Genomic DNA, 20,443 nt, shown 5'->3' with positions numbered 1-20,443 from the left:
TTAATGTATTAAATCACTTCATGGCGACTAATATATATTAAAAATATGTTAAAACATAATATATTTTGAAATAAAAACAATTAATATTTTGTTGTGATACTTAAATCAAAACCTGGCCAGGGATTAAAATATTTTTTCTCGCCTGCAATTGAACAAGTATTAAAAAAGTCATTTAAGATTTTATCAACATTTCCCTTTATTTTTTTCACAATAGAAGGAATTGTTAACTATTTTTTAGCATAATTTCACATGAAAGTGATATTATCAGTCTATAATCAAAAATAAAGCAAATATTTCAACATTTATAACTTATTGTATATTAAATAATTATACTATTGACCCTAAATAAATATTATTTTTTTTTGAATATCTAAAAAATATTATTTCCTTAGTCGGAGAAAAAACTAGAAATGACCAACTCAAAACTTCTGCTTACGGCACTTGCCTGTGGTATGTTATCCAACATGGTAGCTGCTCAACAATATACACTTAGCGGAAGTGTTGTCAATGGTCTGAATGGTGATCTCCGGGATACCAATCTGCAGGTTAAAAATAAACAGAGCCAGCTTGTTGTAAATGCTCAAACAGATCCCTCGGGTAAATTCAAAATACTTTTAAGTAAGGGAGCATATACGCTTCTGATTACTCAATTAGGAAAGAAATACTACGAAAAATCGATTGATCTAAACGGAGATGTTGATTTAGGAACGATTACCATCAGTAACAATATTTTGCTGGAAAGTGTGGTTATCAACGGGCAGAAACAGCTCATTGAAAGAAAAACAGACCGTTTGATATTCAATGTTGAGAAATCAGCATTTGCTGCCGGTGGAAACGGACTGGATGCCATTACGGTAACACCGGGACTTCTGGTAAGCAATGAAACCATAACGATGCTTGGAAAAAGCGGAATGGGATTTATGGTGGACGGCAGAATCATGAACATCAGCGGGGATGCCCTCATCAGTTATTTAAAAAGTATTCCGAGCAGCGATATCAAAAGCATTGAGGTCATCACCAATCCCCCATCCAAGTACAGTGCGGAAGGAAATAGCGGGCTGGTAAATATTGTTTTAAAAAAATCACGGGCAGATAATTGGTCATCTACGGTAATGACAAGTTACCAGCAAGGGAAATATGCCCAGCAGTCTTCTTCAGCCAATTTAAGCTATAAAAAGAAAAAGCTGTCTTTGTTTTCTAACCTGAATTACAGCTACGGAAAATATTACGGTATGGAAGAGCTGGAAATTAAGTATCCGGAAACCTACTGGCATTCCGATAAAGAGTATCAATATAAAATAAATACTTTGTCCGGACGTATTGCAGTTGATTATGATCTATCCAGAAAATTTCAGATCGGTGCAATGTATAATGGAAGCTTAAGCAAACCTATCACAGAAGATGATGATTTATCTCTGGAAAAGAATCCATCCTATGCCAACCAATATCATACAGTTGGCAGAACTGAAAGAAAAAGACAGCTGCACACCGTCAATTTTCATACAATTTATAAAATAGACAGTCTAGGGAAACAGCTTAATCTTGATTTTGATTTTTTCACGTACAGGGATAAAAGTGACAGAAATTTTGATGTATACGTGAATAATGCTGCCACTTTTGAGAGCCGGAATCAGAATAATGCAGTACAAAATATAAATAATTACTCTGTAAATCTGGATATGGAGCATCCTACGAAAGCAGTTAAATTAAACTACGGAGCACGGATGTCCTTTTCGAAGACGAACAATGATCTTTATTCGGATATACAGCAGGTAGGTTTTTTGCAGCAGGATCTTTTCACATACAGAGAAAATACGCAGGCCCTTTTTTCTCAGGTGAAAAGGAAATTGGCAAAAAAAGGAATGGTCGGCCAAATTAGGACTAAGGGTTGAAAATACACAACTGGAATCTGAGAATGTTTTCATGGGAAATAAAAATAATACCCATTATCTGAAGTTCTTTCCAACCGCATACATTCAGTATAAGCCTACTGAAAACAATACCATTTCGCTGGATTATGGCAAAAGGATTTCCAGACCGTCATTCACTAATCTGAATCCTTTCCGGATCTACAGCAGCCCGTTTAGCTATTGGGAGGGTAATCCGTCATTAACGCCGTCCTATACTCACAATATTGAACTGAACTATATCTATAAAGATTTCCTTCAAAGTGTTTTATACTGGGAAAAGATCGATGATATGTTTGGAGGGATTGTTTTACTGAACAACGATAATGTAACACAGCGGGTAACCCAGCTTAATTATGCGCAAGGGCAAACCTATGGCTTCCGGCAGACGTATGTTTATAAAAAAAGAAATGGCTGGAAAGCTATATAACAGGATATATTGGTTATCAGAAGTCAACATCAGAGATTTATCCTTTAACACCGAAGGAAATTGAAGGCTTTTTCAGCATGATTGCGGTCTCCGGGAATTTCCTGATCAATAGTACGATCAGCACGGGATTTAATTTATTGCACAGATTTCCTAATAAATCTATAGATATGGTTGAAAATAAAACCAATACCCTTTTAGATTTTTATTTTAAAGCCAAGCTATGGAATAAACTGGGACTTGTATTATCTGTTAATAATATACTTAAGGAATATCAATTTAATTCAGTATCCGAGCGGAGCGGCAACAGGACGTATACCAACGGATATTATGATTCCAGATATGTAAGGCTAACATTAAACTATTCTTTTGGAGGACAGATTAACGTTAATCAAAGAACTTACCGGAATCAGGAAGAAAGAAACAGAACCAACTGATTTGTTATTCATTGGTGTAATGGCCAGTACACTGAATGAATTATAGATATGCTTGCAAGCAAAGTCCAAAAAACGGTTAATGACTCTAAATATTTACCGCATACTAATTACAAATCTTTATTATCATGAAATCAACAAACGAAAACAAATTCGACATCTCAAAATTTACTCAAGAAAATGACACTGTAAAAGGAGGTTTTTCAAAGGCATTAGGAGGAACTAGCGCAGGTTTTGCCGGTGCAGCTGGCTCAAACATTGGGAACTGCCCTACAACAAACAGTGGAAACTGCGTAGCAGGTTGTGGTGGTACAACTCAGCCAACTCAACCTACTCATCCAACTACGTCTACAACTATACAGTCATAAAGTAATACTTTTCTGTAACTAAGGGGCAGAAATGCCCCTTAGTCTTTAACCAAAAACAAACTAACTATGAAATACAGCCAATTCAACTCAATTGTGCCTTTCAATAATCAGTATGCTCTGTTTAATTCCTTTGAAAAGAAAGTGATTATGCTGGAGCCTGAGCTAAAGGAACTTCTAGAAGCAGGAAAAAGAGATGGTATTGATGAACTTTCCGAAATTCATCCCGAGTTCTATGATTATCTGAAAGAAGAATATTTTCTTGTGGACGAAAACATTAATGAGGTTCAGAAGGTAAAAGATATATCCAAAAAAATAGACAACAATCCCAATATGTTCTTTTTGATTGTCAATCCTACGATGAATTGCAACTTCAAATGTTGGTACTGTTATGAAACCCATATTAAAAAATCAAGGTTAGAAGAAACCGTACTGGATTCCGTTAACAAATTCATTACTAAAACCGTTTCTCAAAAATCTATAAAAAGTTTCATATTATCCTTTTTTGGCGGCGAACCATTGCTGTATTTTAACAGAAATGTAACCCCAATGATCGATCACCTTGTTGAAGAATGCAAAAAATATGATACGGAATTTAATATTGCTTTCACAACCAACGGGTATTTACTGAATGATGAATTCATTAATTATTTTGTCGACAGAAATCTTGAAGCAGGTCTTCAGATTACCTTCGACGGATATGGAGAAGAACACGATAAAGTCCGTTTTGTCAATAAGACAAGAGGAAGCTATAATGAAATTGTAAGCAACATAAAGAATCTTTTGAAACATGATAACTTTTTTGTTCGCGCAAGAATTAATTACACCCACGAAAACATTCATAACTGTTTTAAAATCGTTGATGAATTTTCTTATTTAAGTGAAGAAGAGAAAAAGAAAAAACTGCTCTTTGACTTTCACAGGGTATGGCAGGACGATGAACCGGACGAAACCAACGTGGTGGCCGACGAGAATGCCGAAAAAATGAAAACCAAAGGATTCAATACAAAAGTGATGTATTCTATCAACAATGTTCAGGATCCTTGCTACGCCGATAAAAGAAACAGCGCAACCATTAATTATAATGGCGATTTATATAAATGTACGGCCAGAGATTTCCTCCCTAAAAACAGAGTCGGATACCTTACCCAGGACGGAGATCTGGTTTGGGAAAACAATCACCTTGAGCGCCGTATGGAAGCAAAATTCCAAAACAAACCTTGCCTGCAATGCAGATTATTACCCTTATGCAACGGCGGATGCAGCCAGCATGCAGTAGAGCATATTGAACTTGGTGATGAATATTGTATTTATAATGGTGATGATACTGAAAAAGATAAAGTAGTACTCAGCAAAATAGAAGAAATAGTGAATGCGTTGGCCTAGAAATAAATTTACATTTTACCACCAGCTGCAAAGTACAGATTGTGCTGCAGCCTGTCTCGCTATGATCCTCAGCTATCATGGCAAAAAAAATATTCCTTTGCTTTTGTAAAATCTTTATTTGAATTTACACGGGTTGGGGTTTCCGTAGATGACGTTGTAGCGGCATCAACGAAAGCCGGACTAAAATCTACCCCGGTACAAATCACCATTTCCGACTTAAAAGAAATTCCGTTGCCCGTAATCTTATTCTGGAAGCAGGATCACTTTGTAGTCCTGGAAAATATTGAAGAAAAAAACAATCAGAATACTTATTTTTTAGCTGATCCCGCCTACGGAAGAATTAAACTGGATGAAGACGGTTTCTCCAATGAATGGCGTGGAACAGGAGATAAAGGTATCCTTATTTATTCTGAAAAAGATCCCGAATGGGAAGCCACAAAACTGCCCACTGACAAACCTGAAAGCTTTTCAAAATCTGAATTTTTCGGAGAAGCTGTCAATTACATTAAAAGCCGGAAAGGAGGCTATCTTTTAGCCATTTTTCTAATCATTATCGGATTGCTGATCAACAGCAGCATTCCTTTTGTCTTTAAAAATATAATTGATGAAGGAATATTGCAGAAAAACTCCAACCTTATCCTTTTTTTGCTTGCCTCACAGCTCGTACTGTTTATTTCCAGCTTCATCAGTGATTTTTTCAGCAATTTATTACTTACCAAAATCAACTTTAATTTAAGTATTTCACTTAAAAGCAACCTTCTAAAAAAACTGATGAACCTGCCGATCCGTTACTTTGATACGAGGTTAAATACAGAAACCCTCCAAAGAATTAATGATCAGCAGAAAATTCAGAATTATGTCACATGGAAAGGGGTCGATTTTTTAATCAGCATACTGAACATCCTGCTGTTCGGAAGTATTTTATTCTATTTCAGCCGGTGGGTTTTTATTGTTTATCTCGTTCTCTCGGTGATGAGCGTTGCATGGATCTTTTTGTTTCTGAAGAAACGGGCCGTTCTTGAATATGCATTATTTCTGAGACAATCGGAGAACAATAACCATATTTATGAATTCATCATGAATATGCCTGAAATAAAGGTAAATAATGCCCAGACTTTTTCCATTAATAAAATACTTGCGATTCAGAAAAAACTCAACTCCATTGAACTGAATTCCTTATTTCTGAATATGTATCAGCTGGTAGGAGTAAATTTTTTATCCAAACTTAAAGAGATCACGGCTATTGGTATCTGTGCCATTTTAATCATGGACGGGAAAATGAGTTTAGGGGTTCTGATGAGTATTTCCTACGTTATCGGGCAGCTTTCGTCTCCCATCAACAGGTTGGTCAACCTTGTAAAAGATACCCAGGATGCCGAAATTGCCTCTAAAAGAATCGGCGAAATTTATAATGAGCAAGAGGAAAACCTGACAAGAACAATCAATCTCACATCGAAGGTCAATACGCTTTCCATTAATAATATTTCTTTTAAATATCCCGGAAATTTCAATCCTTTTGTTCTGAATGATATCAACTTCAAGATCCTTCCGAATAAAGTAACAGCCATAGTAGGTTCCAGTGGAAGCGGTAAAACCACCCTGCTTAAAATATTATTGGCCTATTACCCTGTCACTTCCGGCAAAATACTCCTTAATGGCATGGATCTAAACGATGTCTACGCAGATCAATGGCGTAACAAATGCGGTATTGTGCTTCAGGACGGTCATATTTTCAGTGGTACGCTTGCGGATAATATTGCGTTTACCGAAGGTAAAATTGATCATGATAAATTAATGGAGGCAGCAAGAATTGCATGTATCGATTCTTTTATTGAGTCACTTCCAATGGGTTATAATACCAAAGTCGGCAATATCGGAATTCAGTTAAGCGGCGGACAAAAACAACGTATTTTAATCGCCAGAGCAGTCTATAAGGATCCTGAATTCCTATTCCTGGACGAAGCAACTTCAGCTCTTGACGCCGAAAACGAAAAGCAGATCTATAACAATCTCCAGTCATTCTTTGAAGGCAGAACAGTTGTTGTGATTGCCCACCGTTTGTCAACCGTAAAAAATGCCGACCAGATCATTGTTCTGAAGCATGGAAAAATTGCAGAAATAGGAAATCACTATAAACTGGTGGATACAAAAAATGAATATTTTAACCTGGTAAGAAATCAGTTGGAGTTGGGGAATTAAAATTTATCTGCTATTAAAAAAATAAAAGCCTGCAATAATTAATATTACAGGCTTTGTTATTTCTTGTGGAGAATACGGGGATCGAACCCGTCACCTTTAGACTGCCAGTCTAACGCTCTAGCCAGATGAGCTAATTCCCCTACTTTTTTAAAGTGGTACAAAAGTAAGTATTTAAACTACATATCCAAATATTTTTTCACTTTTTTATCAGTTTTTTTACATTATTTGGGGTTGCCATCCTATATTAGAATTCATTCTAACAAAAAAACACAAATTCTATTTTAGAAAAACTCTGGCAATCAAACTATTCACTTTCTTTTTTTCATCTTCAATGCTCTCTGATAGAAAGACTGCTCAGCTATTTTTTCTTCTGCTTCATTAATTGCTGCCAGAAGATTATTCTTATTATCCGCTATTTCACCGAGTACTTTTGATACCAGTTCCCAAACGGGCTGCATCTTCTCAATCAGTGCAATACCTTTCGGAGATAGTACAATCAGTCTTCTGCGTTCATCCTGTTTGTCTTTTTTGGATTGAATAAGCTTTTGTTTCTCCAGTTCTTTCAGTAAGTTTATGGTAGATGGATGGGTATATCCTATTTCATTAGCAATTTCCACAACGCTCAGCATTTTTTTATGATGGAGGGTAAAGATTACAGGAAACCACTTGGGTTCAAAATCAATATCAAAAGATTGATAGATCATAGCCCCATCTTTTCTCAATTGTTCACTTAATCGCTGCAGCCTCGTAGATATGGCCAGGATGCCGGATTCATCTATTATATTCATACCTTTTGATTTACAATGAAATAGTAGAAAACATTATCGGCATTCATCAAAGGGAACCGGGCTGGCAGATCTTCCTTTTTTACCTGTAAAAAATGATTGCGTTCATAAAAACGCATGGCTGCCTTCAATATATTAACGGTTCCGAGATAAATCGCTTCTATTCCATTTTCACGACAGAAAGATATTAAAACTTCCAGAAGTTTCTGTGCAATATTAAGCTCTTTTCCCCTGAATTCTTTTTTTACAAACATTTTTCTCACCGCTCCTGCCTTTTCATCAAATTTTACCAACGCTATGGAGCCCACCAGCTCGCCGTCTATAAAAGCTCCCCAGAAATTCCCGCCGGGTTCCATATAAAAGCTTTCAATCTTTTTTAGATCCGGCTGATCTTCTATCGTAATGGGCACATTAAATTCTTTTTGCTGGATGGTAAGAATCAAGTCAATCAGCTGATCAGAATAAGTATTATCTAATGGTTTAATGATCATTTTCATATACATTTTATTTATATATCAAAACTACGTAGTTTACTACATATATACAAAATGTTTTTATTTTTTATAAAAAGTTTAACAGTATTATACAACAAAAAACGTATGCCATCTCTGACATACGTTTTTATTTTATTTGGGATGAATTTCTATTTCCATCCACCACCAAGAGCCTGGTAAAGCTCCACAGCAGCTTTCATTTTGCTGTATTCCGCATTGGAAATATTCAGTTCTGCATTTAATGAATTCACACTTGCATTCAATACTTCAAGATAGTTGGCCATACCGTAGTTAACAAGTTCCTGCGAGTACTCAACAGAATTCTTATAAGCATTAAGCTCTTTCTGTTTTAATTCGATAAAAGAATCCTGAACGGAAAATACACGGATCGCATCTGAAACCTCCTTCCCGGCCGTAAGCACCGTTTTTCTAAAGTTCAGATAAGCAGCTTCCTGATTGGCCAGACTTACTTCGTAATTGGTTCTGATCGCTCTTTTATTCAAAATGGGCTGAGCCAAACCTCCTACCACACTTGCAAACAATGAATTTACACTGAATAAATGGTCAATATCAAGGGACTGGATTCCTCCGCTTCCTGTGATTTTTAAAGTAGGATAAAACTGAGCTTTTGCAGCATTCGTCAGTTCAAAAGTATTCATTAGATTATATTCCGCTCTCATTACATCAGGTCGGTTGGCCAGTAACTGGGCAGGATATCCTAACTTTAAATCAACCGGAACCTTCTGGCTTCTCAATGTTGATCTTTCAATGGTATGGGAAGGCTCTCCCATCAGGAGACTCATTGTATTCTCCAACAGCTGGATCTGAGTATCCATATCGATCAGTAAAGACTTGGCATTGAAAACCAATGCCTCACTCTGCTGAACCGCAACTTCCGTTACTGTTCCCGCAACTTTTAAAGCTTTGGTTGTCTCCAGGTTTTTCTCACGAACTGCAATGGTTTCTGTAATGATCCTTTTCTGATCATCAAAAGTAAGCAATTGATAGTAAGCTGTGGCAATAGAAGCAACCAGATCACTTTTAACAGCTTTGTGCGCTGCTACAGTTCCTAAATAAGTAGCTAACTGAGCTTTTTCCTGAGCTTTCAGTTTACCCCAGAGATCAGCTTCCCAGCCTAAACTTGCCGTAATATCAAGCTGATTGATATACCTTCTCTCTCCAAATAACTGACCGGTCTGCGTATTTAAAGACTGAGTCTGGAAAGAATATCCCGGACCTACTGTTAATGTCGGTTCATAGGCACCCTTACTTTGCTTTAAGTAAGCTTCCGCAGAATTGATGCTTTGCAGGGCAATCCTTATATCTAAATTATTATCCAAAGCCTTTGAAATATGCTTCTGAAGTATAGGATCAGTAAATATTTCTTTCCATGAAACATTGGCAATCGTTGTACTGTCAGAAGGCAGCATATCTGTACGGAAAAGCTTTTCGTCTACAACGTTTTTTGGTCTTTCATACTCTTTTCTTGCCATACAGGAGGTAACGGCACCAAGAATTGCAACTGAAAAAGTTATTCCTTTTATGATGTTTAATAAACTCTTCATTATTTTTAATTAGAAGTTAGAAATTAGAAACCAGAGGTTAGAAGCTGAGCATTAGACTAATTTCTAAGCTCTAACTTCTAGCTTCTCTAATTAATTTTATTCTGCTAAATTGATATCTTCTTTCTTGATAGGTTTAATTTTTTCCTGAAGTGTTTCAAAAATCACATACAGTACAGGAATTACAAATAATCCTAAAATGGTTCCTATCAATAGCCCGATCGCTGCCCCTGTTGCAATAGACCTGTTCCCTACCGCACCGATTCCGCTTGCAAGAACCAACGGCAACAGACCGAAGATAAACGCAAAGGAAGTCATCAGAATTGGTCTTATCCTGGCCTTAGCTGCATTAATCGCTGACATCACAATGGTTTCCCCATGATGTCTTCGCTGGACGGCAAATTCAACGATAAGAATCGCATTTTTCGCAAGCAATCCAACGAGCATGATCAGGGCAATCTGGAAGTAAATGTTATTTTCCAGACCCATAATTTTCTGTCCGAAATAAGCTCCCATTACCCCGAGAGGAAGCGAAATAACTACGATCAGTGGAAGGATATAACTTTCATATTGGGCAGAAAGAATGAAGTAAACAAAGATCAAACTTAATCCGAAGATCAGAAGCGTCTGGGATCCTGAATTTAATTCTTCTCTGGTTAACCCGGTAAACTCAACTGCATAGTTTTGGTTCAGCGTTTCGTTGGCTACCTGCTGTACAGCGGTAATAGCATCTCCGGAACTGTATCCTGCAGAGTTTGCCCCTGTTACTTTCACAGAAGTAAACAGGTTATAACGGCTTACCGATTGAGGTCCGTATGCTTTTTTCAGGGTAACGAACTGCGAAATCGGAGACATTATTCCTGAACCGGTTCTTACATATAATTCATTCAGGTTTTCAATGTTTTTTCTGTTTTCAGGAAGCGCCTGAACCATTACTCTGAACTGTTTCCCATATTTGGTAAAGTCGGCGGTATAGATACCTCCGATGTACCCCTGCATGGTAGCCAGGATATCACTTACAGAAACTCCAAGCTGCTTGGTCAGAGGAACATTAATGTCCATCTGATACTGAGGATATTTTGTATTGAATGAAGTCTGGGCAAACTCAATTTCAGGTCTTTCCATCAGTTTCCCGATGAATTCATTGGTTTTATTGTCCAGATCAGCATATTCACCTCCCGATTTATCCAGAAGCACCATTTCAAAACCGGCACTGTTCCCGAAACCGGGTACACTTGGTGGCTGGAAGAATACCACTTTGGCATCAGGAACAGATCCTACGATTCCAAATAATTTTTTAGTGATGTCTTCAGAAGTCTGGCCGTCTTTTTTCTTTCTTCAAAAGGCTTCAGTTTAACAAAGGCAAGACCATTGTTACTTCCGTTTCCTGATAAGAATCCTCTACCGGTAGAAATCGTTACGTTCTGTACTCCCGGAACTTTTAAAGCTTTGGCCTGAAGTGTTTTTAAAGCATTATACGTTCTTTCCATAGAAGCCCCCGGAGGAAGCTGAACGTCTGTAAAGATAATTCCACGGTCTTCTGTAGGTACAAAACCTTTTTTCATGGTGCTGCTCGCCCAGAATAAAATACCTCCGGTCACTGCAAAGATGATCAGGGTTACCCATTTATGTCTCAGCAGAAATACAAATCCTCTTCCATAACGCTCTGTGGTTGTTTTGAAAGCAATATTGAATTTATAGAAGAATTTCTGAAGAAAATTAAGTTTGCTGTATTCTTTATGATGCTCTGCATGAGGTTTTAAAAATAATGAACATAAAACCGGGCTCAGCGTCAAGGCGTTGATTGCAGAAATGATAATCGCGATAATCAAAGTAATTCCAAACTGCTGGTAGAATACCCCTGTAGGACCTGTAATGAATGTTACTGGAATAAATACAGCTGCCATTACCAATGTAATAGAAATAATCGCTCCTGTGATCTCGTCCATTGCTTCTACGGTTGCTTTTTTAGCATCGGAAATACCGTGTTCCATCTTCGCATGGACAGCCTCGACGACGACAATGGCGTCATCCACCACAATACCAATCGCAAGTACCAACGCAAATAAGGTTAACAGGTTTAATGAATACCCGAATAGATTCAGGAAGAAGAAGGCTCCCACAATAGATACCGGAACCGCAATGGCCGGAATCAAGGTAGATCTGAAGTCCTGAAGGAATATATACACAACAATAAATACAAGAATGAAGGCTTCGATCAGGGTATGTACTACCTTGTCGATAGAAGCTTCAAGGAATTCATTTGTATCAAAGTTGAAGGTATATTTAATTCCCTGCGGAAAAGTTCCTTCCGCCGATTTCAGGTAAGTTTTAATATTTTTAATGATCTCCTGGGCATTGGATCCGGGAGTCTGGAAGATCCCCATACTGATGGACGGATTGTTTCCGTTTTCCCCGATTCCTGTGTAAGACTGGCCTGCCAGTTCTACTTTGGCAACATCTTTCAGCATTAAATTCTGTCCGTCACCAAGGGATTTGATGATGATATTATCATACTGCTCCTTATCGTTAAATTTACCTACATATTTGATGATATATTCAAAAGAGCTTCCGCTGTTTTGTCCGATAGAACCTGCGGCTGCCTCTCTACTCTGGTCGTTGATGGCATTGGTAACATCCGTAGGTGTTATGCTATAAGCTGCCATTTTTGCAGGATCCAGCCAGATTCTCATGGAATAGTTCTTGCCTCCGAAAACGTTGGCATCCCCTACACCATTGATCCTTTTAAGATTCGGAATAATATTGATATTCAGGAAGTTCTGAAGATATACATCATCCAGGTCCTTATTTTCAGAATAGAAAGACATGTACATCAGGGCACTTGTCTGCTGTTTCTGGGTAACTACCCCTGAACGGGTTACTTCGGAAGGAAGAAGCGGTGTTGCTCTTGTTACACGGTTCTGTACGTTTACCGCTGCAATATCCGGATCTATTCCCTGTTTGAAGAAAACCTGGATCTGGGCAGAACCGTCGTTCCCGGCACTGGAAGTGATATAATCCATCCCTTCTACCCCGTTAATTTGTTCTTCAAGAGGCACTACAACACTTTTCATCACCGTTTCCGCGTTGGCTCCGGTATAGTTTGCGGATACACTTACGGTAGGCGGCGCAATATCCGGATACTGGGTAACCGGCAGCGATATCAACCCCAATACCCCGAGAATAACAATCAGAATTGATATTACAGTGGATAAAACCGGTCGGTTTATAAAATTTTTAATCATTTTAGAATTTCGGTTTTATTGATTGAACAAGGCTATCCATTTTTACAGGTTTCTTTTTAACGGCTGTTCCCGGTTTTAATCCTCCAATACCTGCTGCAACAATAATTTCTCCTTTGTTGACACCGGATTTTATGAGGGCAAGATTATCTATTCTGTCAATTACATTCACTACCACATTTTTAGCAGTATCTTTTTCCACCTTATAAACGTAAACAATACCCTGCTGCTCATAAGTTGCACTTTCCGGCACAACCAATACATTATCGTAATGTTGTGGGAATCTTATCGTTCCGCTGTTACCGTTACTTAAGAGTTTCTGAGCGTTTGTAAAGGCTACTCTGAACTGTATGGTACCCGTTGTAGGGTCAATTTGTCCGGTAATGGCTTCAATTCTTCCTTTTTCGGGATAAAGGCTTCCATTAGCCAGCTGAAGTTCTACCATCGGAAGATTTTTGATCTTTTCAGGCATGGATGCTCCCGGAGATTTTTCAAGGAAATCAAAATATTCTTTTTCATTCATTGAGAAATAGGCGAAAATTTCAGAAGTATCAGAAATCGTCGTCAGTGCAGTCTGGTCAGTCGGACCTACCAGACTTCCTACTTTTAGTGGAAGTTTTCCGATTACCCCTGAAATAGGGGCACGGATGATAGAATATTCTATATTGGCTTCTACTCCTTTATAATTGGCAACGGCCTGTCTTTTTGCCGCGGTAGCCTGCTGCAGCTGAGCCTGGGCCTGGGCCAGGTTGGCCTGAGCCGTTTGCAGCTGTACATTACTGATGATATTTTTCTGAACAAGGGGTTTCAGCTTATTGACTTCCACTTGTGCCGCATTTACAGAGGCCTGTGCTGCTGCAATATTGGATTCTGCAGCCCCGATTCCGGCTTTGGAAGCAGCGGCATTTTCGGTCAGGATATTGGTTTCAAGGCGGAACAGTGGCTGTCCTTTGGTAACATACTGCCCTTCGTCTACGAGCACCTGGGTAATATACCCCTGTATTTTTGCCCGGACATCATTGTTCACCCTTCCCTGGATGGTAGCCGGGAAGGTCTGATAGCCCACTATATTTTTTGACTCCACAGATACTACAGGGTAAGGTTTAGGACCATCCTGTTTCGGAGCTTCTTTTTTGCAGGCTGTCAGTGAAAACGCTGCAATAGAAAGTATAACTAGCTTATTATTCATTTTAAAGTTTATTAAGAGATTCCTGAATATTTTCTATGTTTTTGTATAAAAGTGCTTTGTAAGCTTCTATTCGTTCGTTGTATTCATCGTCCTGATTTTTTTAAAGCTGTTCAGGTCATCGAGTAATTTGAGTTCGTCTTTCATTTTCTGAACTATTTTCTCAAATCTGATTTTCTTGTACTCGTCATTGATGAAAAAATACCGTTTCCGTTCATCCATTTTGTTGTGATCGATGATGAGCTGTGCATTCAACAGCAATGAAATACTTGTAGATACAGAGCTTTTACTCGCACAGAGCACTTCAACGAATTCATCAAAGGTAATTCCTACTTTTTCATAATCGAAAAGCAGGTAGGCATAAATCTTTGAAGCTAAAGGCGGTAGGTTGAAAACGGTGCCGTAAAATTTCACGGCATCCTGAAATATTTTTTCATCAATTTCTATACTTTGGTGCATAATATAAAAATTTTGACAAAAGTAGAAATTAGTTCAGAACTAAACGAACAAACATGATAGAGTTTATAAATACAGACTCTTTTAAAAATTCAATGATAGTTGATTTAACTTTTACCTCAAATTATAATCTTCTCAAAGGCCTTTCGCATTCCACCCGCCAAAAGTACTTCACCACAATAGGAATAACCTTTACTTTCAAGAATTTTCAACATGGCCAGATTATCATAATTGGTATCTACTTTTATGCTTTGAATTCCATGGGATTTGGTAAAATCTTCGATATGGTCAAAAAGTTTTTTTACCATTCCTTTTCCTGCAAATTTTTCGTCAACAGCTACTCTATGGACAACAACAAATTCTCCGTCGCTCAGCCAGGCTCCTTCGATGGTACTGTAAGCAGGTTCGTCATTTAAAATAAGGGCAACGTATACCGCAATTTCTCCATCAACAGTAAGAACATATCCAAATCCTTTTGCAATATCACTTTCCACGGTTCCCAAATTGGGATATCCATTCTGCCATTGGGTGCTTCCGTCCTGCTTTCTTCTTTCGATAGACTGCCGGATTATTCCCCAGATAATATCCCTGTCTTCAATTTCTGCTTTTCTTAGTTTTGTCTCTGAATTCATTGTTGTGTGGATTGTTAAATTAAAAGATTAAATAATTAAAAGATTTAAAAATTAGTGTGTGTAAATTTATTCTGTTTAGGTTTTGGCTAAAGCCGATTATAATGGATTATTTATTTAGGCGGGCTAAAGCCCACCTCTATTGAATATTTGAAAATTGGAATTTTAATTTCCAAAATCTTTAATCTTTAATCTTTAATCTTTAATCTTTAATCTTTAATCTTTAATCTTTAATCTTTTAATAACTTAATATTTAATTGAACCAAAAAACCGAAAACTAATTAAAATTAATTTTCGGTTCGAAGTAGTAAAATTTAAAATTATGAAATTGTTTTATTGATTTTCACTTTGTTGAAGATAAGCATCTATAATTTCAAATGCATTCTTCTCGTCTTCCAGTTTTACCATAACTTTCAGTGACGTTGCGGTAGGCGTTGTCGTAAAGGTAAGATAACTGTTTTCGACGCTGTTTGTAATTTGGGCATCATCCAATTTAGACTTTATTAGCTGGATTTCTGAAGGTTTATCACTTTCAAAAACCGATACTCTCGTACTTCTTTCCATGTTCTATATCGTTTGAGTATCTAAATGTACAATGTTTTTTTTAAAATTACAAATCTTTGGTTTTAAATTTTATTAATATTGTTTTCAATTTTATTCACAGCCAGATCAATTTCTTCTCTGCTAACATTCAGATGAGGTCTGAAACGAAGTGATTGGTCCCCGCACGAAAGAATGATAAGCCCATCTTTGAAAAGCTCGTTCATCAGGTGGTTTCTCTGTTCCGCTGAAGGAAGGTCGATGGCACACATCAGTCCTCTTCCTCTTGCATTTGAAATCTTCTCAGGATATTTCTGAGCCAGTTCTTTTAGTTTTTCCAACAGATAGTCGCCCACTACTCTTGCATTTTCAACCAGGTTTTCTTTTTCAATTACTTCCATTACCAGCTGGAAACGAAGCATATCGATAAAGTTTCCTCCAAAGGTAGAATTGATCCTTGAACTTTCTCTGAAAACGTTATTCGGGATCTGATCAAATTTTTCTTTATTAGCCAAAACTCCGCAAACCTGCGCTTTTTTACCGAAAGAAATAATATCCGGTTTTGCAGTAAAATGCTGGAATGCCCACATTTTTCCTGTAATGGCAATACCTGTCTGAACTTCGTCAAAGATCAGCAGGATCTCGTTCTGGTCGCACAGTTTTCTTAAGCCCATCAGGAATTCGTCTCTGAAATGGTTGTCGCCACCTTCAGCCTGGATGGGTTCGATAATGATACATGCCACTTTATCAGGATGCATCAGAATGGCTTCTTCTATCTGCAAAAGAGCCAGTCTTTCATTCTTTATAGTTTCTTCTAAATTCTCTTCTGTGATCGGGAATTTTAATTTTGGGTTTAAGATTCTCGGCCATTCAAACATTGGGAAGTACTGATATTTTCTAGGATCAGAAGTGTTGGTTAAGCTTAAAGTATAACCGCTTCTTCCATGGAACGCCTGTCTGAAATGGATACAAATGCCGGCTTCTGTCTGAAGTCCTTTTTCAAAATTCTTGCGTGTTTTCCAGTCAAAGCAGGCCTTCATTGCATTTTCAACGCCTAAAGTTCCCCCTTCAATAAAGAAAGCATACTGCAGTTCTTCAGGAATAACCACTCTTTCGAAAACTTCCAGGAAGTGGGCATATTCCTCTGAATACACATCCGCCAAAGTAGGTTTGTTCACAGCCATTTTCCCCAGCCATTCGGATCTTTCTACCAGATAAGGGTGATTATAGCCTATGGAAGCAGATGCAAACATAGAGAACATATCGAGATATTCTCTGTCTGTAAGCTTGTCATACAGCCATGATCCGTGGGATTTTTCAATATCCATCACAAAATCAAAGCCGTCTGCCAAAACGTGTCTTCCTACGGTTTCTTTTACTTTATTAACTTTTATATCAATTGTTTGTTCCATAATTAAAATAGTTGTGTGATTTAATAAATTGAATGGCTAAAAGCTTAAACATTCAGGTTATTAATTTTTGTTTTTTTGTTTTTGATTGGCTTAAACTAAATTCTTACAAATCAAATTTAATCCCTTGTGCTAAAGGAAGTTGAGTTGTATAATTTATAGTATTGGTTTGCCTTCTCATATAGTATTTCCAAACGTCTGAACCGGATTCTCTTCCGCCTCCCGTTTCTTTTTCGCCACCGAAAGCACCTCCGATTTCTGCGCCTGAAGTCCCGATGTTTACGTTTGCAATACCGCAGTCTGAACCTGCATGAGAAAGGAATAATTCTGCTTCCCTTAAGTTCTGGGTCATGATGGCAGAAGACAATCCCTGTGGAACATCGTTCTGGATCGCAATAGCTTCCTCCAATGTTTTATACTTGATTAAATAAAGAATAGGTGCGAAAGTTTCGTGCTGAACAATCTCGTAAGAGTTTTTCACTTCTGCGATACATGGTTTTACATAGCATCCGGACTCGTAATCCTTACCGCTTAAAACACCGCCTTCAACAATAAACTTACCTCCTTCTTTTTTACATTTTTTAATTGCTTCTTCGTATTGGTTGACAGCGTCTACGTCAATAAGCGGTCCTACATGGTTATTTTCATCCAATGGATTTCCGATTTTCAACTGGCCATAAGCTTTTACCAATCTGTTTTTTACTTCATCGTAAACGCTTTCATGAATGATCAGTCTTCTTGTGGATGTACATCTTTGCCCGGCTGTTCCTACCGCTCCGAAAACGGCTCCGATGATGGACATATCGATATCGGCATCTTTAGAAATAATGATAGCATTGTTTCCTCCCAATTCAAGGATAGATTTACCGAATCTTTCCGCTACTTTGGAAGATACCATTCTTCCCACTCTTGTAGATCCCGTGAAGGAAACCAGAGAAACTCTCTTATCATCAACCAGCTTCTGTCCGATCTCATGATCAGCAACCAATACGCTTGAAATACCTTCGGCAAGATTATTCTCCTTTAATACTTCAGCCATAATGTTCTGGCATGCGATGGCACATAAAGGTGTTTTTTCGGATGGCTTCCAGATGGTAACGTTTCCGCAGATCCATGCTAAAGCGGTATTCCATGCCCAAACGGCAACAGGGAAATTAAAAGCAGTAATAATTCCGACTACCCCAAGAGGATGGTACTGCTCATACATTCTGTGACCAGGTCTTTCCGAATGCATGGTATACCCGTGAAGCTGTCTTGAAACACCTACTGCGAAATCACAGATATCAATCATTTCCTGAACTTCTCCAAGGCCTTCCTGAAGAGATTTACCCATTTCATAAGAAACCAGTTTTCCAAGGTCATCTTTATAGGCTCTTAATTTCTGACCCAACTGTCTAACGATCTCCCCTCTTTTAGGAGCAGGGATAGATCTGAATTCCTGAAACGCCTTCTGAGCCGTCTCTATTACTTTGTCATAATCACTTTCTCCGGAAGTCTTTATTTTAGCGATTAACTTGCCATCTACAGGTGAAAAACTTTCTATCGTTTTCCCCGAAGCAAAATATTTTCCGCCCACTGAAGTCCCCTTATTTTCTTCTTTAATACCAAGGTTTTTAAGTGTTTTTTCGATTCCGAAATCCTTTACTTTTTTAGACATAAAATGTTTACTTTTCGTTTCCTCTAAAGATAGAAATATTATGCGAACCTCAAAATTTTAATTTTTAACATCCTTTTTATTTGGACTAATTATAAACATGTTTATCTTTGTAGAGTAATCTTTTGACATTGAGATATGGAAAATTCACAGGAAAACAACAATTCGAAGTTCAAGAAGTGGTTCAAGCGTGTAGGATGGGCAGGATTTGCTTTTTTCACGATCAAAGGCCTGATCTGGCTCGTCATATTCTACTTTGGAGCAGATACGCTTCAGAGTTGTATAAAATAAAAAAGCAGAGAAGTTTCTCTGCTTTTCTTTTTAATAAGGTTAATTGAATGGTACTGCCCTGTTACAGGCAGATAAAATGAAAATTTTGTTTAAATTATTCTGTCAACTGCTTTTTCATTCTTTTTATTCATCTTCGTCTTTCTTTTTCCTCCCTGAATTGATCAGGCTTTGGTGCAGCAGATACTCGATCTGTCCGTTCACACTCCTGAACTCGTCATTGGCCCACTTCTCCACCAGCTTATAGGTAGATTCGTCGATTCTTATGACGAAGGATTTCTTGCCTTTAGTTTCAGAGGATTTTGAAGCTTTTTCCGATTTCATTTTTTCTCTTTGCAGATTAGTAATACTCCTGGAATAGCAGACATAAAGGTCTACCGTAAAAATCCAAGCGTTCATTCTTCATTCTTGCTTTTGACTCTTAATTATAAAGAGTTCCTGCATTTAAAATGGGAGTAGCTGCTTTTTCACCGCAAAGTACCACCATTAAATTGCTTACCATCGCTGCTTTTCTTTCATCATCAAGCTCTACGATATTTTCTTCCGAAAGTTTTTTCAATGCCAGATCTACCATTCCTACAGCTCCTTCCACAATCTTGGTCCTTGCTGCAACAATAGCTGTTGCCTGCTGTCTCTGAAGCATAGCTCCTGCAATTTCCGAAGCATAAGCCAGGTGGGAAATTCTCGCTTCCTGAATCATAATTCCTGCTTTTGAAAGACGGTCGGTAAGCTCCTGCTCCAAAATAGAATTGATCTTATCACCTCCTTCTCTCAAAGTGATCGGTGCGTGGTCATCTTCTAAATTATCATACGGAAAACTCATAGCCAAATGACGTACTGCAGCTTCACTCTGCATTCTTACAAAATCTGAATAACGCTCCACATCAAAAGCAGCTTTGTAAGTATCCCCTACTTTCCATACTATTACCACTGCAATTTCAATCGGGTTTCCCATTTTGTCATTTACTTTAAGGGTCTGCCCCTGCAGGTTTTCCGAACGTAATGACATTTTCTGTGATGAATACAGAGGGTTGATGAAAAATAACCCGTTATCCTTCACCGTTCCCACATACTTTCCAAAAAAGTTCAATACTCTTGAGTGATTGGGCTGAATAATCATCAGGCCTTTCAGAAAGAAACAGAACAACAGAAAGCACAGCATTGCAAGAACAACGAATGTAAAACTTTGCTCCACTCCGGAAATAAAAAAATAAACGGCACCGGCAAATAAGATTAGGCAGAACACTAATGCCAGATAGCCCGACATGGGCTTTAAAACTTTTTCCATGATTGTAATTTTAATTTGATACTATTTTGATATCATAAAGGTATGAATAAGTTTTTGAATTTTGAACGATTCTTGAGAATTTTTTTCGGGGTGCGGGGATGCAAGATTCGGGTTTCGGGTTGCGAGTTTCATGATCCGGGGTGAAAAATATTAGATCAATTAAATTTCGATCCAGCTATTAGCCTTAATTGA

The 20,443-nt window shown here is 37.9% G+C and carries 19 protein-coding genes, 1 tRNA gene and 1 pseudogene; 8 read left to right on the top strand and 13 right to left on the bottom strand.

The window, feature by feature from the left end; translation table 11 throughout:
• Positions 1–410 precede the first annotated feature (410 nt).
• The 7 genes from N4G44_RS09165 (at position 411) to N4G44_RS09135 (ending at position 6,718) form a co-directional block, all read left to right on the top strand.
• Complete coding sequence (locus N4G44_RS09165) at positions 411–1,892, top strand: TonB-dependent receptor (RefSeq protein WP_474926169.1); 1,482 nt, start codon at positions 411–413, stop codon at positions 1,890–1,892.
• A 10-nt stretch (positions 1,893–1,902) separates the two neighbouring features.
• Positions 1,903–2,337 carry a TonB-dependent receptor domain-containing protein gene (locus tag N4G44_RS09160; protein WP_474928314.1) on the top strand — a complete coding sequence of 145 codons (435 nt, stop codon included), beginning with the start codon at positions 1,903–1,905 and terminating at the stop codon, positions 2,335–2,337.
• Positions 2,338–2,504: 167 nt separating this feature from the next.
• Positions 2,505–2,771, top strand: a complete 267-nt coding sequence (locus tag N4G44_RS09155; RefSeq protein ID WP_474926166.1) for a hypothetical protein — start codon at positions 2,505–2,507, stop codon at positions 2,769–2,771.
• Between the two features lie 125 nt (positions 2,772–2,896).
• Positions 2,897–3,136, top strand: a complete 240-nt coding sequence (locus tag N4G44_RS09150; protein ID WP_474926164.1) for a hypothetical protein — start codon at positions 2,897–2,899, stop codon at positions 3,134–3,136.
• Positions 3,137–3,202: 66 nt separating this feature from the next.
• Positions 3,203–4,519 carry a radical SAM protein gene (locus tag N4G44_RS09145; protein ID WP_474926162.1) on the top strand — a complete coding sequence of 439 codons (1,317 nt, stop codon included), beginning with the start codon at positions 3,203–3,205 and terminating at the stop codon, positions 4,517–4,519.
• Positions 4,506–4,628, top strand: coding sequence for a cysteine peptidase family C39 domain-containing protein (locus tag N4G44_RS09140; RefSeq protein WP_474926161.1), 123 nt, complete (start codon positions 4,506–4,508; stop codon positions 4,626–4,628). Before N4G44_RS09145 ends, N4G44_RS09140 begins: the two co-directional genes overlap by 14 nt.
• Positions 4,571–6,718, top strand: coding sequence for a peptidase domain-containing ABC transporter (locus tag N4G44_RS09135; RefSeq protein WP_474928313.1), 2,148 nt, complete (start codon positions 4,571–4,573; stop codon positions 6,716–6,718). The genes N4G44_RS09140 and N4G44_RS09135 overlap by 58 nt, the downstream gene beginning before the upstream one ends.
• 66 nt (positions 6,719–6,784) lie before the next feature.
• Here the strand turns inward: N4G44_RS09135 and N4G44_RS09130 are convergent.
• The 11 genes and pseudogenes from N4G44_RS09130 to amaB all read right to left on the bottom strand — a co-directional run bounded on the left by N4G44_RS09130 (position 6,785) and on the right by amaB (position 18,678).
• Positions 6,785–6,858 (bottom strand) — tRNA-Ala (locus tag N4G44_RS09130).
• Positions 6,859–7,026: 168 nt separating this feature from the next.
• Complete coding sequence (locus N4G44_RS09125; protein ID WP_474926160.1) at positions 7,027–7,506, bottom strand: MarR family winged helix-turn-helix transcriptional regulator; 480 nt, start codon at positions 7,504–7,506, stop codon at positions 7,027–7,029.
• Positions 7,503–8,000 (bottom strand): GNAT family N-acetyltransferase, encoded by a 498-nt coding sequence (locus tag N4G44_RS09120; protein WP_474926158.1) that lies wholly within the window; start codon positions 7,998–8,000, stop codon positions 7,503–7,505. The genes N4G44_RS09125 and N4G44_RS09120 overlap by 4 nt, the downstream gene beginning before the upstream one ends.
• 146 nt (positions 8,001–8,146) lie before the next feature.
• Complete coding sequence (locus tag N4G44_RS09115) at positions 8,147–9,562, bottom strand: TolC family protein (protein ID WP_474926155.1); 1,416 nt, start codon at positions 9,560–9,562, stop codon at positions 8,147–8,149.
• A 96-nt stretch (positions 9,563–9,658) separates the two neighbouring features.
• Positions 9,659–12,804: pseudogene (locus tag N4G44_RS09110) on the bottom strand (efflux RND transporter permease subunit).
• A 1-nt stretch (position 12,805) separates the two neighbouring features.
• On the bottom strand, positions 12,806–13,990 hold the full coding sequence (locus tag N4G44_RS09105; RefSeq protein ID WP_474926153.1) for an efflux RND transporter periplasmic adaptor subunit: 1,185 nt from the start codon (positions 13,988–13,990) through the stop codon (positions 12,806–12,808).
• A gap of 66 nt (positions 13,991–14,056) precedes the next feature.
• On the bottom strand, positions 14,057–14,446 hold the full coding sequence (locus tag N4G44_RS09100; protein WP_474926152.1) for a transcriptional regulator: 390 nt from the start codon (positions 14,444–14,446) through the stop codon (positions 14,057–14,059).
• Between the two features lie 116 nt (positions 14,447–14,562).
• Positions 14,563–15,075 carry an N-acetyltransferase family protein gene (locus tag N4G44_RS09095; RefSeq protein ID WP_474926150.1) on the bottom strand — a complete coding sequence of 171 codons (513 nt, stop codon included), beginning with the start codon at positions 15,073–15,075 and terminating at the stop codon, positions 14,563–14,565.
• A 330-nt stretch (positions 15,076–15,405) separates the two neighbouring features.
• On the bottom strand, positions 15,406–15,636 hold the full coding sequence (locus tag N4G44_RS09090) for a DUF2007 domain-containing protein (RefSeq protein ID WP_040995314.1): 231 nt from the start codon (positions 15,634–15,636) through the stop codon (positions 15,406–15,408).
• 62 nt (positions 15,637–15,698) lie between these two features.
• Positions 15,699–17,024 (bottom strand): L-lysine 6-transaminase, encoded by a 1,326-nt coding sequence (lat, locus tag N4G44_RS09085; protein WP_474926147.1) that lies wholly within the window; start codon positions 17,022–17,024, stop codon positions 15,699–15,701.
• A 103-nt stretch (positions 17,025–17,127) separates the two neighbouring features.
• Entirely contained in the window at positions 17,128–18,678 is a 1,551-nt protein-coding gene (gene amaB / locus N4G44_RS09080) for an L-piperidine-6-carboxylate dehydrogenase (RefSeq protein ID WP_474926143.1), read from the bottom strand.
• A gap of 135 nt (positions 18,679–18,813) precedes the next feature.
• Here amaB and N4G44_RS09075 point away from each other — a divergent pair, with 135 nt between their 5' ends.
• The gene (locus N4G44_RS09075) at positions 18,814–18,966 is read left to right on the top strand and encodes a histidine kinase (RefSeq protein ID WP_040995320.1); all 153 of its coding nucleotides are present in this window, start codon (positions 18,814–18,816) and stop codon (positions 18,964–18,966) included.
• A gap of 123 nt (positions 18,967–19,089) precedes the next feature.
• Here the strand turns inward: N4G44_RS09075 and N4G44_RS09070 are convergent, their stop codons facing one another.
• The gene (locus N4G44_RS09070; RefSeq protein WP_474928312.1) at positions 19,090–19,287 is read right to left on the bottom strand and encodes a type II toxin-antitoxin system antitoxin; all 198 of its coding nucleotides are present in this window, start codon (positions 19,285–19,287) and stop codon (positions 19,090–19,092) included.
• A 97-nt stretch (positions 19,288–19,384) separates the two neighbouring features.
• Positions 19,385–20,251, bottom strand: a complete 867-nt coding sequence (locus N4G44_RS09065; protein WP_474926141.1) for an SPFH domain-containing protein — start codon at positions 20,249–20,251, stop codon at positions 19,385–19,387.
• Positions 20,252–20,443 lie beyond the last annotated feature (192 nt).

It is taken from the genome of Chryseobacterium sp. GTID13 (assembly GCF_056172655.1).
Note: the sequence above shows the minus strand (reverse complement) of the source record. Positions and strands in the feature narration are given on the sequence as shown.